Annotated in this window: 12 protein-coding genes and 1 pseudogene; 5 read left to right on the top strand and 8 right to left on the bottom strand. The window is 71.1% G+C overall.

The window, feature by feature from the left end:
* Positions 1–20: 20 nt before the first annotated feature.
* Both glgP and LWF15_RS16375 read left to right on the top strand, forming a co-directional pair.
* The gene (gene glgP, locus LWF15_RS16370) at positions 21–2,612 is read left to right on the top strand and encodes an alpha-glucan family phosphorylase (RefSeq protein WP_232811688.1); all 2,592 of its coding nucleotides are present in this window, start codon (positions 21–23) and stop codon (positions 2,610–2,612) included.
* Between the two features lie 199 nt (positions 2,613–2,811).
* Complete coding sequence (locus tag LWF15_RS16375; RefSeq protein ID WP_232811689.1) at positions 2,812–4,404, top strand: OmpA family protein; 1,593 nt, start codon at positions 2,812–2,814, stop codon at positions 4,402–4,404.
* A gap of 355 nt (positions 4,405–4,759) precedes the next feature.
* Here LWF15_RS16375 and LWF15_RS16380 read toward each other — a convergent pair whose 3' ends face one another.
* The 4 genes and pseudogenes from LWF15_RS16380 to LWF15_RS16395 form a co-directional block, all read right to left on the bottom strand.
* Positions 4,760–5,476 carry a copper resistance CopC family protein gene (locus LWF15_RS16380; protein ID WP_232811690.1) on the bottom strand — a complete coding sequence of 239 codons (717 nt, stop codon included), beginning with the start codon at positions 5,474–5,476 and terminating at the stop codon, positions 4,760–4,762.
* Complete coding sequence (locus LWF15_RS16385) at positions 5,473–6,312, bottom strand: YcnI family copper-binding membrane protein (RefSeq protein ID WP_232811691.1); 840 nt, start codon at positions 6,310–6,312, stop codon at positions 5,473–5,475. Before LWF15_RS16385 ends, LWF15_RS16380 begins: the two co-directional genes overlap by 4 nt.
* A gap of 653 nt (positions 6,313–6,965) precedes the next feature.
* Positions 6,966–7,108 (bottom strand): annotated as a pseudogene (locus LWF15_RS16390) (phosphate ABC transporter permease subunit PstC); the annotation flags it as partial.
* 218 nt (positions 7,109–7,326) lie between these two features.
* Complete coding sequence (locus LWF15_RS16395; RefSeq protein WP_232811693.1) at positions 7,327–7,950, bottom strand: hypothetical protein; 624 nt, start codon at positions 7,948–7,950, stop codon at positions 7,327–7,329.
* Positions 7,951–8,241: 291 nt separating this feature from the next.
* Here LWF15_RS16395 and LWF15_RS16400 point away from each other — a divergent pair, with 291 nt between their 5' ends.
* A complete protein-coding gene (locus LWF15_RS16400) occupies positions 8,242–9,447 on the top strand; it encodes a hypothetical protein (RefSeq protein ID WP_232811694.1) in 1,206 nt (401 codons plus the stop codon).
* Here the strand turns inward: LWF15_RS16400 and LWF15_RS16405 are convergent.
* Positions 9,435–10,187 (bottom strand): copper resistance CopC family protein, encoded by a 753-nt coding sequence (locus LWF15_RS16405; protein WP_232811695.1) that lies wholly within the window; start codon positions 10,185–10,187, stop codon positions 9,435–9,437. The genes LWF15_RS16400 and LWF15_RS16405 overlap by 13 nt on opposite strands.
* Positions 10,188–10,392: 205 nt before the next feature.
* Entirely contained in the window at positions 10,393–11,649 is a 1,257-nt protein-coding gene (locus LWF15_RS16410; protein ID WP_232811696.1) for a GNAT family N-acetyltransferase, read from the bottom strand.
* Positions 11,650–11,755: 106 nt separating this feature from the next.
* Here LWF15_RS16410 and LWF15_RS16415 point away from each other — a divergent pair, with 106 nt between their 5' ends.
* Positions 11,756–12,736 (top strand): helix-turn-helix transcriptional regulator, encoded by a 981-nt coding sequence (locus LWF15_RS16415; RefSeq protein WP_232811697.1) that lies wholly within the window; start codon positions 11,756–11,758, stop codon positions 12,734–12,736.
* Between the two features lie 111 nt (positions 12,737–12,847).
* Positions 12,848–13,978: an acyltransferase family protein gene (locus LWF15_RS16420; RefSeq protein WP_232811698.1), complete on the top strand. Its 1,131-nt coding sequence runs from the start codon at positions 12,848–12,850 to the stop codon at positions 13,976–13,978.
* Between the two features lie 7 nt (positions 13,979–13,985).
* Here LWF15_RS16420 and LWF15_RS16425 read toward each other — a convergent pair whose 3' ends face one another.
* Positions 13,986–14,393 (bottom strand): hypothetical protein, encoded by a 408-nt coding sequence (locus LWF15_RS16425; RefSeq protein ID WP_232811699.1) that lies wholly within the window; start codon positions 14,391–14,393, stop codon positions 13,986–13,988.
* Positions 14,394–14,611: 218 nt separating this feature from the next.
* Positions 14,612–15,106: a hypothetical protein gene (locus tag LWF15_RS16430; protein WP_232811700.1), complete on the bottom strand. Its 495-nt coding sequence runs from the start codon at positions 15,104–15,106 to the stop codon at positions 14,612–14,614.
* Positions 15,107–15,177: the final 71 nt, after the last annotated feature.

The raw sequence follows: 15,177 nt of genomic DNA on the forward strand, positions 1-15,177 counted from the left end.
GCAGGGCCTAGGCTTGCCGGGTGAGAGCGATCCGCCGATTCACCGTCCGGACCGTCCTGCCCGAGCCGCTCAAAGCACTGGACGAGCTCGCCAGCAACCTCCGGTGGTCGTGGCACCGCCCGACCCTGGAGTTGTTCGCGTCGCTGAGCCCGGCCCGCTGGGAGGCCGCCCGTCGCGACCCGGTCGCCATGCTCGGCTCCTTCTCGCCGGAGGAGCTGCAGGCCCTCGCCGAGCGCAGCGAGTTCGTCGAGCAGGTCGAGGCGGCCGCCGCCGACCTGCACGCCTACCTCACCAAGCCGCTCTGGTACCAGACCCTCGACGAGGAACTGGCCGCCGAGGGCAGGCCGGCCGCACCCCGCTCGATCGCCTACTTCTCGCCGGAGTTCGGCATCACCGCCGTGCTGCCGCAGTACTCCGGCGGTCTGGGCATCCTGGCCGGCGACCACCTGAAGTCGGCCAGCGACCTGGGCGTGCCGATCGTCGGGGTCGGCCTGCTCTACCAGCGCGGCTACTTCGAGCAGTCGCTCACCCGCGACGGCTGGCAGCACGAGGAGTACCCGGTCCTCGACCCCCACGAGCTGCCGATCTCGCTGGTCCGCGAGGCCGACGGCACGCCGGCCGAGGTCACGGTCACCCTCGCGGGCGGCCGCCCGCTGGTCGCCCACGTGTGGAAGGCGCAGGTCGGGCGGGTGCCCCTGCTGCTGCTCGACTCCGACCACGAGGCCAACGACGACGCCTTCCGGGCGGTCACCGACCGGCTCTACGGCGGCACCCCGGAACACCGCCTGCACCAGGAGATGCTGCTGGGCATCGGCGGCGTACGGGCCCTGCGGCTGTGGAGCCGGATCAGCGGGGCCCCGGAGCCGGAGGTCTACCACACCAACGAGGGCCACGCCGGGTTCCTCGGCCTGGAGCGGATCAGCGAGCTGGTCGGCACCGGCCTGAGCTTCGAAGAGGCGCTCGAAAGCGTGCGCGCGGCCACCGTGTTCACCACCCACACCCCGGTCCCGGCCGGCATCGACCGGTTCGCCCGCGAGCTGATCATGAGCCACTTCGGGCCGGAGGGCGGCCTGCCCGGCCTGTCGGTCGAGCGGGTCCTGGCGCTCGGGGCCGAGACGTACCCCGGGGGCGACGCCTCGGTGTTCAACATGGCGGTGATGGGCCTGCGCCTGGCCCAGCGCGCCAACGGGGTCTCGCAGCTGCACGGGGTGGTCAGCCGGGAGATGTTCGACGGCCTGTGGCCGGGTTTCGACCCGCCGGAGGTGCCGATCACCTCGATCACCAACGGCGTGCACGCCCCCACCTGGGTCGACGGCCGGATGATCGAGCTGGCGGTGCGGCACATCGGCCCGCAGATCCGCACCGAGGCCAAGGCATGGGAAGAGATCGGCAAGGTGCCCGCGGCCGAGCTCTGGGCCACCCGCCGCGAGATGCGCGCCGACCTGGTGCACGAGGCCCGGCAGCGGGTGCGCGCCTCCTGGCTGCGCCGCGGCGCCGGCAACGCCGAGCTGCACTGGGTCGACGAGATCCTCGACCCGGACGTGCTGACCATCGGTTTCGCCCGCCGGGTGCCCACCTACAAGCGGCTCACCCTGATGCTGCGCGACCCGGAGCGGCTCCGGCGTCTGCTGCTGCACCCCGAGCGGCCGGTCCAGCTGGTCATCGCCGGTAAGTCGCACCCGGCCGACGAGACCGGCAAGCGGCTGATCCAGCAGATGGTGCGCTTCGCCGACGAGGCCGGCGTCCGGCACCGGATCGTCTTCCTGCCCAACTACGACATCGCCATGGCCCAGTCGCTCTACCCGGGCTGCGACGTCTGGCTGAACAACCCGCTGCGCCCGTTCGAGGCCTGCGGCACCTCGGGGATGAAGTCGGCGCTGAACGGCGGGCTCAACCTCTCGGTGCTGGACGGCTGGTGGGACGAGTGGTTCGACGGCGAGAACGGCTGGGCGATCCCGACCGCCGACGGGGTGGAGGACGCGGGCTACCGCGACGACCTGGAGGCCGCGGGCCTGTACGACCTGCTGGAGAACGAGGTCGCGCCGCGCTTCTACGAACGCGACGAGGACGGCCTGCCGCAGCGCTGGCTGTCGATGGTCCGCCACACCTTCACCTCGCTGGGCCCGAAGGTGCTGGCCAGCCGCATGGTCGCCGACTACGTGCGCCAGCTCTACCTGCCCGCCGCCCAGGCCGGGCGGGCCACCACCCCCGAACTGGCCCGTGACCTGGCCGCCTTCAAGGCCCGGGTGCGCACCGCCTGGCCGGCCGTGCGGGTCGAGCACGTCGACTCCTCCGGCCTTTCCGACAGCCCGCAGGTGGGCGATCAGATGAGCGTGCGCGCGGTGGCCTTCATCGACGGCCTGGCCCCGGAAGACGTACAGGTGCAGGTGGTGCACGGGCGGGTCTCGCCGGAAGACCTGATCACCGACTTCGTGGTGCAGGACCTGCAGTACGCCGGCCCGGCCGACAACGACCCGGCCGACGGGCGGCACGTGTTCGAGGGGCACCTGACCCTGCGCCGCACCGGCCCGTTCGGATACACGGTCCGGGTGCTGCCCCGGCACGAGGGGCTGGTCGCGCCCGCCGAGCTCGGGCTGGTCACCAACGCCTGATGCAACAACCGCTTGAGGACGCTGGTGAGCCACTCCGGCTCACCAGCGTCCTCAGTTTGTTGGAGAGTTTTCGTTCCCTCTAGGTGCTTGCCCCCTTGCGGATCGCTCGAGGCGACCGGCAGTCTTCGTCCGTGCGCGCTCCGACACCATTCGTCACCCGTCGTGCACATCCGCCCGTCCTGTTCGCCGGACGGCGGTCGTGACCGAAGCACCTTCCCGCCGGAGAGCACGCCGCGACGACTCCCCCGCGGACGAACCGACGTCGTCGGCCCTGTACGGCCCCGACCCCCTCGAACCCGTACGCGAGGCCGTTCTTCGGCGTGACCCCGACGCGTTCGTCCTTTGTTTTGCTCCCGACGCCTACCTGCGAGTGCCTCGGCGCGAGGGGGACATCGTTCTCCGGGGGCACGAGGAACTCGGCCGGGCGAGCCGGGACCTGCAGTCGATGATCCGGGAGTTCTCCTGGACACCGTCGCGACGCCTGGTCTCGGCCGCGGAGGTCACGGAGGAAGCCGTAGTGGTCGCGCGCCAGCACGAGCGCCGCCCCAGTCGGGTTTCGGCTCCCCCGCCAGTTGACGACGAAGGTATCCGCGTTCCCCTGCGCGTAGTGGCCGGGTTCGGGCCAGACGGGCTGATCAGTGCGCTGACCCTGTGGCTGGACTGGGCCGCCCTGCTCGACCCGAAGGGCCTGAACTCCGCCGACGGCCTAGCGAGCGCACTAGTCGCCCTGGCCCGTGCCCGCGACGACCGGGGCTTCCGCGTACTGCAGACCCCGCCGGTCCCGGTGATCCCCGAGCAACCGGCCGCGACGGAGCAGGAAGAACCTGACCGGCCGAAGCCGATGAGCCGAGGGGCGGTCTGGTGGCAGGTGCATCGCAACACGGTCGTGGGCAGCGTCATGGCGCTCGCCGCGCTGGTACTCCTAGGCTGGGTAGGCCTGCATGTGCTCCCCCCACTGAAGAGTTCCGACCCATCGACCACCGCCGTCGGCGACCTCCGTGGCGCCGACGCCACGGACACCGGGCAAACGGGGAACGCTCGTGGCCCAGGATCTGGAGACGGCGCCAACCCCAGCAGCGCCCTGTCTGACCCGGGCAGCACTGACCCAGGCGGCACCGATCCCAATGGCACTGCCCCAGGCGGCACCGATCCGGGTGGCACCGATCCGGGTGGCACTGGCCAGGGCGGCACTGCTTTAGGGGGCTCAAACGCGGGAAGCTCTGACGGGGAAGGCTCCGACGCAGCGAACTCTGACGTCGGAGGCGAACCCGGGGCTGAGGGCGAGCCAGGGGCAGGGGCAGGGGCAGGGGGCGAGTCCGGCGCGGGCGACACCTCGTCCGCCAGCGACCCCCAAGCCACCGGTGCCGGGCCAGGCGGATCCGGAGCGCCCGTGCTCTCCTCGCAGAAACCGAACGTGGCGCCCACCGTTCAGCCAGGCCGCGAGATCACGTTCCTCTCAGACGTCCTGTTCCCCTTCAACTCCTTCGAACTGTCCCCCCGGGCCAGTTCACGGCTGGACAACCTGGCCCGGCAGGTCCGGGAAGCCCGGATGCAGGGAACCATCCAGGTCAACGGCTACACCGACAGCACCGGCAGCGAGACCCACAACCTGGACCTGTCCCAGCAGCGGGCACTCGCGGTAGCAAATGCCCTGAGCCTGCGGCTCCACGGAACCAACGTACGCCTCGACGTACAGGGCTTCGGGGAAACCAGCCCGCGCCGGACCAACGACACCAAGGCCGGCCGCCGGGCAAACCGCCGCGTCACCGTCGTGCTCCCCGAACAACGCTGATCCAGTACTGGGTCTGCTTCAGGTGCCAGCGGCCCCGCACGCGGTACTGCCCAAACCTCTGACCCGGCACTGACCAGCTCCCGCCAAACACAATCCGGCCCCACTCGGGCCCCACTCGGGCCCCACTCCGCCCCAACCCGGCCCCACTCCGGCTCACCCCAACCCAGCCCGTTCCGGCCTCACCCCGGCGCGAGGCGACCCCACTCCGGCCCAAGCCGGCCACGCTCGGACCTCAGTCCGCCCCAAAACGAATGTGTGCACATGGTTCACCTGGTACCAGGTGAACCATGTGCACACATCAGCACCCGCCCTCGCCCCGCCCGCTGAGGAGCGGAGCGGGCGGGGCCGGGTGAGATCAGTTGTCGCTGGAGCGTTTCGGCGCCAGCACGAAGACGTAGACCGCCGCGCCGATCGCCAGGAGCGCCAGCACGAGCAGGGTCACGATCAGCACCGGAGATGCGCCACCGTCTTCGTCCGAAGAACTCTGCGCGCTGGCAGTGTTCTCGCTGGGCTCGGCGCTTTCAATCACCTGGGCCCCGCCCTCGGTCGACTCAGCGGTCCCGGTCGGCTCGGCCGTCTCGGTGGGGTCGGTGGCCCCGGTGGCCCCGGTGGCCCCGGTGGTCTCGGTGGGTTCGGCGGCCGGCTCGTTGCCTGCCTCGGCCGTGAAGGTGAACTCGCCCGAGATCGGATGGCCGTCGGACGAAGTCACCCGCCACTGGACGGTGTACTTGCCTGCGGGGGCCCCGGCGGCGATGGCCTGGGTGAGCGTCTCGTCGACGATCTTCGGCTTGCCCTCGGTGACGTCACCGTCCGGACTCTCGATCCGGACCACCGAGCCGAGCGCGAGCGGGTTGTTGTTGAAGACCAGCTCGATCTCGTCCGGCAGCGTCTTGACGTTCGCGCCGTCCTTGGGGTTGGACTCCACGATCTGGTCGTGGGCCAGTGCCGGGCCGGCCCCGAGCACGAGCCCGGAAAGGACCAGGGCCAGAACGGCTGCGAACCGGGCCCGGGGGCCGAGATGCCGCTGCTGCTCGCCGTGCTCGGCCACTGAACGATTGGTACGGATGGTCACGCCACACTCCCCTGCGAGCTTCCCGGCTTGTTCTCGGAACCGGCGGTGCTGCCCTGAACCGGCCGCGCGCTCTGCAGCGCCGCCACCCGGCGCCAGGCCACTGCGGCCAGTCCCAGCCCGATCAGGCCGACCGCCAGGCCACCGGCGCCGAGCCAGCGGGCCGCCGAGTCCGAGCTGTCCGAGTCCGACCTGCCGGAGGTTGAGCTGCCCGAGTCGTCGGAGCCTGCAGCCTCGCCGGCCGCGGTGTCGGTGTGTGCCGCGGTCGCGTGGTGTCCATCGGCCTCTGCCGCCGTGACCTCGAAGGCCGGCGCCGGGCTCTCCGGCTCCTCCTCACCCTCGACCGTCGGCTCGTTCCAGTCCTGCACCTGGCCGTCGGAGTAGGTCTGCTTGGTGGGCAGCTCGATCGCGGTGCCCATCTTCGGCAGCGGACCGACCGAGATCGAGAACTCCTGGTACTCGCCCGGGTTGATCTGCGTGCCCTTCGCCGCCGTCCAGGTCACCGTGACCGGCGCCTTGGTGACCGTGGCCCCGTCCACCTCGATCGGCTCGGGCAGCTCCCCCTCCACGACCTCGGCCTTCCACCCCGGCACCGGCTTGGTCATGACGGAGCTGAAGGGGGTGGCGATGGGCAGGCTGACCTCGACCGACGTGGTCCCGGCGGTCTCCGACTCGTTCGGCACCCGGAACGTCAGCCGCGAGTAACCACCCTCAGCGGTGCTGTCAGGGGTGACCCGGACGTGAGCCTGGGCCGCCGTAGCCCCGGCAAAGGTGATGGCGGCGGCGGCCAGGAGCGTGGCCCCGGCGCGGGCGGCCAGAGGAGAGCGCGATTGCGACATGGTTCGGAAGTCTTTCTCTAAGGACGAATGATGGACGGCTCACGGCCGCCTCGGATCTACTGCCAGGAATTGCGAACTGCACGTATTGCCCCAGGCCATCTGCTGCCATCTGCTGCCCTCTGCTGCCCTCTGCTGCGTCGGCGACGGCCGTCCTCGGGAATCCTTGCCCCAGAGAGCCAAGGGCTGACCCGCCAGAGTTAGCCAGTTCACAGGCCGAACGCCGATGCCGTCCCCACCGGAGCCGACGCCATCCGCCAGATCTGCTGCCGAGGCCGCCGCTCTTCCGGAACGACGTCACATCGATCAGCCGGCGATGACCTCGGGCCTGGCAGAACTGAGTCTTGGCGATAGCGCTGACGATCGGACTGTTGGGCCGGCGTCGGAGGGGAACTCGCGGTGCCGTTTGTGGGAGCAGTGCCGGCCGACGAAGCTCGCCCTCGGAGTCTTGCTGCGCGAAGCGCTGTCCGTGACAGCTGAGCAGTCCCAGTGACGGTCAGTCTCGCCGGGCCTCGAAGGAGGAGACCTCGGTAGGACGGCCGCCGAAGGACAGGGCCCTCACCAGCAGAGGGCCAGCGCACTTACCCGTAGAGGGTCAGGGCACTTTCCCGTAGAGGGTCAGGGCACTTTCCCGCAGAGGGTCAGGGCACTCACCGCCAGCTCTGGAAGGGCTCGATCTTCGGGCGGAAGACGTAGAAGCCCCACAGGCCGTAGACGATCGACGGCACGGCGGCCAGCAGGTCGACCAGGTAGCCGAAGGGCGCCGCCAGCCGGGGCGGGCGTACTGGGTCAGGAACAGCCACCCGCAGAGGGTCAGCAGAACCGGCCTGCCGCACGACCACCGGACATGTCCACACCACGGCCGCGCACCGGCATGTTCTCGCCACGGCCGCATACTGGCGTGTCCTTGCCACGGCCGCGCATCGGTATGTCCTTGCTACGGCCGCGCACCGGCATGTCCTCGCCACGGCCGCGCATCGGCATCTCCTCGCCACGCCAGCGACTCACAGAACGCGCCTAGAGGGCCTGGGGCAGGGCGGGTTCGGGTGGGCCGCGCCGTCGGACGGTGCGGCGCGGCACCACTGCGCGGGGCAGCAGGGCCTCGCGGACGAGGACGGGAAGGGGGCTTCGGGCCGGGGGTGGGGCCGGGAGGTGGGGCAGGGCGAGCCGGAAGCCGAGGCAGCCGGCCAGGGCCCAGATCGCGGCCTCGCCCCGGGCCAGGAGCAGGGCTAGCAGGGTGGCGGAGAGGGCGTGCGCGGCGAGCATGCGCGGCGACATCGCGAAGAGGTCTGAGGTCTGGTGCCCGGACATGCCCGGGCCGCAGCCGGAGAGGGTGGAGGCGTGGGCGCCGGAGGCCAGGTGCTGCGCAGTCATCCGGCAGGAGCCCGCCATCTCGCCGGCCATCAGCGCGGTGTGAAGGGCGAACTGGGTGCCGCCCATGGCCAGCACCAGCGCGGCGGGGCCGCGGCGGCGGCCGGCCAGGAGGTTGACCACCAGCATGACTGCAGGGACGCAGAGCAGGGCGACGACCAGGTTGACCGGTTCGCCCCCGACCGCGTGGGCAGCGACAGCGAGGCCGACGGCGGACAGCGAGAAGATCGCCGTCCGGGTCAGCCGGATCGCACCGCGCGCCGGAGTCATGGGAAGAACCCTAACCGGCCACACCGACAATCCCGGCTCAGCCCTGGATCAAGGTTGCGCCGGACGGGGAGCGGCCGAACACCCGACCAGCGGGTCGCGCCAGGGGCAGGGCAGGCAATGGACAGGTAGGTCGAACGGCCGAACTGAACACTACCGGCCGTTTGACGCTGTGTGATCACGTGAGTACCGGCCGTTGGTTCATAGGCTGCCCCGGCGGCGCGCGGGGGCCGTTCCGATCGGCACCTTGCGGACCGCCGTCATTCGCATCGGCCGAAAGGGCTTTCGTCACACATGAACGCCGCGCCCCGACCCGACCTGCACACGGCCGAGGCCCAGGTCCCGCCCGCTGCGGTGGTGGAGCAAAGGCAAGCCGCCGGGACCGCTGCCGCCGAAGGGAACGACCAGGGGAACGAGCAGCCTCGTCCCATCCCGAAACGTCTGCCGCCGGCCGGCCCCCAGCCACTCCTTCCGGCCATCACCGGCCTGGCCCTGCTCGCGATCCCCTTCGCCCTGGGCGGCGAGACCAGTTCCTGGCTCACCGCAGAGTCAGGGCAGACCTCGGCCGGGCCCGAAGTGCTGGAACAGATTCTCGTGGGCAGCAGAGTGGGGTTCGACCTGCTCCTGGTGCTGGCCGGCGTCTTCCTGGCCTGGCGAAGCCCGGCCGACCGCAGGGGGTTCTGGCGTTTCGGGATCTGGCCGCTGCTGGCCGGGCTGGCGGCGATCGGGGGTTCGGCGCTGCTGCTCACGCTCGAGCAGGAGGGTTTGGGCACCTTGGGGCTGGCCGTGCTGGGGCGGGCCCTGGCCGGGCTGGGGACGGGGACGCTCACCATCTACTGGCTGCGGATGAACACCGGGTCGGTGCGGGTGCCGGCGCACGGTCCTTCGGTGCCGCAGCGGATCCGGACCTCGCGTACGGCTCCCCTGCTCGCGTTCACCACCCTGCTCTTCTGCGCGGCCCGGCCGGACGTGCTGGCCGCGGCCTATCTGCTGCCGCTCCACTTCGCCTCGGCCTGGCTCGTGGTCACCCTGGTCCGGGCCCCGCACTCCCCCCTCACCCGCCTGCTCGACCGCCTCGGGAAAACCGTGCAGCGCAACCAGCCTCACCGCTTTCCGGAGACCGGACAGGGGCCGGTGCGACGTCAGATCCTTCTGCCCGATCCGCCGGCCGAGCGGGTCTGCGCAACCACCGACCCAGGTGGGCCGACCGCCCAGTCCGAACAAACGTTTCATGCCCTGAACCAGACCCGGCCCGACGCAGAGGTCACCGTCGAGACCGCCCCGGCCACCCCGAACCCGGCCACCGACCCGAGTGGAACCACTGAAGATCAGGGCGACAACACCCGTTCAATCCAAAAAACGTACGTCGCCCCCAGCGGACGGGTGATCGACCTGGCCCAGATCCCGGCCGAACTGCGACTGCTCCCCCTGCCCGGCCGAACGGTTCAGAAGGCGGGGCAGAAGGAGCAGCGCGTCGAGCCGGACGGTCAGACCGAGTAGATGCCCCGACTGGTCCGGATGGTCAGCCGTTCGGCCACCGCTGGACGGTGGCGTCGGCTGACCAGCCCGGATGCGAGAACCAGCAAGGAGCCGACCCCGAGGGCCAGGAGCGGGAAGCCGTACGCGGCGCCGCCGTTCGAGGGTGGTTCGCGGTCGGTCCGCACCGGAACCACCGAGGCCTCGTCGTCGTAGGCCCAGGCGTCCTTGACCGACGGCGAGGCGGTCACGGTCACCGAGGGGGCAGGATCTGAGGACGTCGACGGTTGCGCACGCTCTTCGGTCCCGGTCGGTTTCGGGGAGGGGCGGCCCGGATTGCGCGGATCGTCGTTCGGGTGCCCGGCCGTGAAGCTGAAGGTGCCGGAGAACTTGCGGCCGTCCTTGGCCACGGCCTCCCAGTCGACGGTATAGGGGCCGTTGGGCGCGCCCACCACCAGCGAGCGGCGCAGGGTGCGGGCACTGGTGGAGACCTTGCCCTCACCGACCTCGCCGTACTTGGTCCTGATGCTCATCGAGGCGCCGGACTCACGCAGCGCAGTGCCGAAGGTGACCGAGACGGCGTTGGGGGCGTACTGGACGACCTCGCGGTAGGGGCTCCGGCCGATCTCGCCCTTCGGGCCCGGCTCTCCGGTATCGGCGAAAGCTGTTCCCGTGAGGGAGAGTCCGAGCCCTGCACCGGCGACGGAGACCATCGCGGCGGTACGGAGAGCACCACACGCCTTGCCTACTCTCAGCCACAACATCTTGACAGAATGTCACTTGGTGATGATCCAACCCCTGCCGAATCGCCGGAGGTTCAGTCGTCGAACGGGGGATATCCCCAAGCACCTCTCAGATCCCAGCCGCATCTCGTCAGGTTCGCCGGGGTTGACCGTTCTGCTCGGTGAAATCAGCTCATGGACAGACGATTTCACCTTCGGACGATCATCCCGGCCTGGGGCTGGGCGCTCAGAACATCGTGCCCCCGAAAGGCGCGCGACGCAGGGCGAAGAGGTGGTCGGCCACGGTCAGCCCGGCGTCGCGGTGCACCGCGATCCGGCCGGCCTGCGCCAGCTGCCAGAACGGCGTGCCGCCGAGGTAGACGCAGGCCAGCTGGGCCACGTCCATGGTGAGGTCGGGCGGCTGCTCGGTGCGGGCCACCCCGGAGGCCGAGATCAGGTAGCGGCCGTTGTTGTCGCGCAGCAGGTCGTCGCGGACCTCGATGATCACCTGACCCGGCGCCCGGTAGGTGCGGGCGGCCAGCGCGGCCTGCACGTCGACCAGCCGCAGCCAGGTCTCGTCGCGCCGGCCGTGGGTGCTGACCGAGCGCTCGTCGGTGAACAGCTTCTCGATCGAGTGGTCGACCGGCATCGTGTCCAGCACCACCCGCTGCACCAGGTCGAGCGAGAGCAGGTACCGCAGCAGGCCGAAGTGCGCGCGGGAGGTGTTCGCGACGAAGTCGCCGACCACGATGCAGCGGTCCTTGGAGCGGAACCAGGTGCTGCTGTCCTGCGGCGTGTAGATCGCGAACCCGTCCTCGTGACCGGGGATCCCGTGCACCACCGCGTAGTGGTGGTCCTGGCCGAGCTGGCGCACGTGCGCCCGGGCCCGCCACCAGTAGCTGGGCCGGTCGATCGCACCGACCCAGTTGGCGCCGGTGTAGATCCGGGCCAGCAGGTCCTGGTCGGCCCGCTCGCGCAGGTCGACCAGCCGGACGTCACCGCCCTTGGGCACCCCCGGGCGGAAGTCGGCCCGGTCCACCGAGATCTCCACCGTGGCCACGTTGCTGGCGATGCCGAAGCCCCAGCGCTCGTAGATCGTCGCCTCGCTGGCCCGCAGGCTGGCGACGATCTCGTTGCGGGCCAGGCACTGCTCGAGCTGGTGGCGCATCAGGGCCCCGGCCAGCCCGCGCCGGGTGTGGGTGGGCAGCACCCCGACGTCGGTGACCGCGGCCTGCGGCACCTTCTTGCCGCCGGGCACGATCATCCAGCTGGTGAACGAGCTGGCCGTGCCGACCAGCCGTTCCGGGTGGCTGGTGTTCCCGGCCGGCACGTCGGCGCTCGGGTTGGCGGTGGGCACGTACGCCGCCACGGTGCGCCCCGGTTCCATCAGTCCGGGCACGGCCTCCGGGTCGGGCCAGCGCATGCCGACCATCGCGTTCAGGAAGACCTCGAGGGACCGGCCGACTTCCTGGGCGTCGCTGAGGACTCTGATCTCGTGTTCCACACCGTCGAAGTTAGTGCTGTGACCGGCCTTACTCCTGGGGACCCACCCGAGCGGACGCCTGGCAAGAGGAACGAAGCCTTCCGCTTGGCCTGTCACCCTGGACGGCATGGCCGAGACCTCGAAGCGACTGCTCCAGCTCCTGTCGCTGCTCCAGACCCCGCGTGAGTGGTCCGGGCCGGAGCTGGCCCAGCGGCTGAACGTGAGCACCCGGACGATCCGGCACGACGTGGAACGGCTGCGCTCGCTGGGCTACCCGGTCGACGCGACCCGCGGCTCGGTGGGCGGGTACCGCCTCGGGGCGGGCGCCGACCTGCCGCCGTTGCTGCTGGAGGACGACGAGGCGGTGGCGATCGCGCTGAGCCTGAGAACCGCGGCCGGCGGGGCGGTGGCCGGTCTGGAAGAGAGCGCGCTGCGGGCGTTGACCAAGCTGCAGCGCGTACTGCCGCACCGCTTGGGCCGGCGGGTGGACGCGCTGACCGCCTACACCGTGCGGATCGGCCCGGGCACCGCGGCCGCGCCGGTTCCGGTGGTCGATCCGGGCACGCTCTCCCTGCTGGCCTCGGCCTGCCGGGACCGGGAGCGGGTGCGCTTCGGCTACGCGGACCACGGGGGCACCGTGTCCAAGCGGGCGGTCGAGCCGAACCGTCTGGTGAATTGGGGAAGGCGCTGGTATCTGCTGGCCTGGGACCTGGACCGGGTCGACTGGCGCACGTTCCGGGTGGACAGGGTGAGCGATCCGCTGGCCGTGGGCGCGCGGTTCGCCGAGCGGGAGGTGCCCGGCGGGGACGCGGCCGCCTTCGTGCGGCGGGGCAGTCAGTCGGTGCAGTGGGCGGTGACCGCCCGGCTGCGGGTGTTCGCGTCGGCCCAGGTTGTCTCCGAGCGGCTGGGCACGGCGGCCGAGGCGGTGGAGGCCGAGGGCGAGGATCAGTGCGTGGTGACGATCGGGGGCGCGGACGCCGAGTCGATGGCGCCGTGGCTGAGCCTGGTCGGGTCCGAGTTCCGGGTGTTGTCACCGCCGGAGCTGGCGGAGGCGGTGGGGAGGGTGGCGGAGCGGATGCAGCGCTCAGCGATTCCGCCGGTCTCCTAAATTCACGGCAAAGACTCTCCACAATAGGGCATAGCGCACATCTCCTCGCGCGGTTCTCACAGCATTCACCTAACCTTCGAACGTTGTTGAAGGTTGAGTGAAAGGCCGTGCATGTCCGTCCCGAACCGCTTCACCGCCCTGGACGGCCTGCGCGGCCTGGCGGCCCTGGTGGTGGTCTTCTTCCACCTGCGCCGCGAGCTGCGCGACCTCGGTGCCCCGGAGACCGTCGACCGGCTGGTCACCGGCGGCTACCTGATGGTCGACCTGTTCTTCGTGCTCAGCGGTTTCGTGCTGGCCCGCACCCTGCTGCGCACCGACGGCCTGCGCTCGGCCGCCCGCTTCGCGGCGCTGCGGGTGCGGCGCTTCATGCCGCTGCACCTGACCGGCTGGACGATCGCCCTGGCCGGAGTCTCGTTCGCCGCCCTGTGCCAGGCCCTGAACCTGTTCCACACCCCCGAGGCCGGCGCCTTCACCCACGACGACACCACGCCCCGGGCCTGGATCACCAGCTTCTTCCTGGTGCAGGGTTTCGTCGGCCCGCTGTTCGCCGGGTACGCGGCCGCCTGGTCGCTGTCGATCGAGCTCTGGGCCAACATCCTGGTGGTCGTCGTGATCGCCGTGCTCGCGCCCCGGCTGCGCAGCCTGGTCGGCCCGGTGGCGCTGGTCGCCGGGGCCGTGATCCTCTCGCTCACCCCCGCCGACGCCGAGAACACGGTGGGCTGGGTGGCGTTCGGGCGGGGCCTGGGCGGTCTCGGCGCGGGCATGGTGGCCTACGAGCTGTACCTGTGGCTGGCGGCCCGTCCGGGCCGGAAGGTGCGGGCGGCGATGCCGCTCGGCGTGATCGGGCTCCTGCTCGTGGTGCTGGCCTGCTGGGAGCGCGAGCTGGTCCGGGAGCTGCGGTTCCTGCCCATGCTGGGTCTGGCCGTGCTGCTGGTGATCAGCCTGGCCCTGCCCACCGGCGGCCCGGCCCAGTGGCTGCTGAACCGGCCGGTCGCGCAGTGGCTGGGCAGCCGGTCGTTCGCGATCTACGCGCTGCACGGCCCCGTGCTGGTGACCTTCGAGCTGGTCATCAGCCTGGCCGGTCTCGACCAGGACGCCCCGCCGGTGGCCGCCGCTCTGGTCTCGGCCACGCTCGCGGGCACGTTCGTCGCGGCCGAGATCGGCCACCGGTACATCGAGCAGGCCTGGCTGCCGCGCCGGAAGGCGCCGGCGCAGCCGGCCCGCGAACCGGTGCCCGCCTGAGCCGTTCTCAGCGGGCGAGCTTGGACATCGCGTCGAGGTCGATGACGGTCAGCGCCTTCGAGCGGGCCCCCGGGCACCCCTCGTTCAGCATGTTGTCCACCTCGACGTCGCGCAGGGTGGCGTCGGGGGTGGTCGAGGTCTCGAAGGCCGCGGTGAGGGCCTTGCGGAAGGCGGACCGGGCGTGCGGCACGGTGGGCTTGGCGCCCAGGTCGGCCAGCGTGGCCTCGACCACGTCGCACACCATGATCAGATTGATGTCGTAGCGCGCGGTCTCGGTCGGCTCCGCGGCCTCGGTCTCGCCGGAGGTGGTCGCCGCCTGGGTCGGGGCCGGGGCGGTCTGCTCGGCGGTGGTCCCGCTGGCGCCGTTCCCGCACCCCGCCAGCACGAGCCCGAGCAGCGGGGCCGCTACCGCCACGCCAACTGCCTTACGCAAACCAGATGCCACGGTAAGTTCTCCGGATCAGTCTTTTCAGAAGGTCAGATCGCCTTCGACCTCGGCCCTTGCCCCCCGGTGGCCGTCCAGCAGGCTACCTCCTGAGTCCCAGTTGTCACACCGCACGGCAAAAGCACGACCCGGACGCGATGCGTTCGCGCCCGGGTCGTGGTGATTCGCCCGGATGTCCGGGGCGGAGATCAGTTGCGGTAGAGCTCGTTCAGGCTGTCGCGCTGGGTGATCTCGAGCGCCTCGGTGTGCACCTTCGGGCACTCCTCCTGCATCACCGCGTCGAGGTCGAAGCTGTCCGCCCCCTCCTCGTCCTGCCCCAGGGTGTTGAAGATGGTGGCCACCGTGGCCGCGAGCTGCGTGGCGGCCGCCTCGGCGTCGCCGCCCTCGCTGGTGCTCACCACCGCGCGCACGGTGCTGCAGGCCAGCTCGGCCTGCCCCTTCTGGCCCAGGTTCTGGGCGGCGTCCTGCAGGGCGTCTTCCGCCTGGCTGAGGTCGGGGATGCTGTCGGCCGCCGACTCCAGCTCCTGGGCCGTGTCGTTGAGCTCGTTGGCCGTGTCGTTGAGCTGGTTGATCTGGTCGGCGGTGGAGCCCTCGCCACTGCACGCGGCCAGCAGGAGTGCGGCGAGCGGCAGCACCACCAGTGTGCGGACCGCCCCCGACCGCTTCGAAACCACACTGCGCATGACCTGCTGCCTCCCATTGACCGACCTCCCGAACAACTCACTGATCCAACGGTGGCCCCGAAGAGCGGGTT

This window comes from Kineosporia rhizophila, assembly GCF_021277265.1.
GTDB classification, from domain to species: Bacteria; Actinomycetota; Actinomycetes; order Actinomycetales; family Kineosporiaceae; genus Kineosporia; species Kineosporia rhizophila.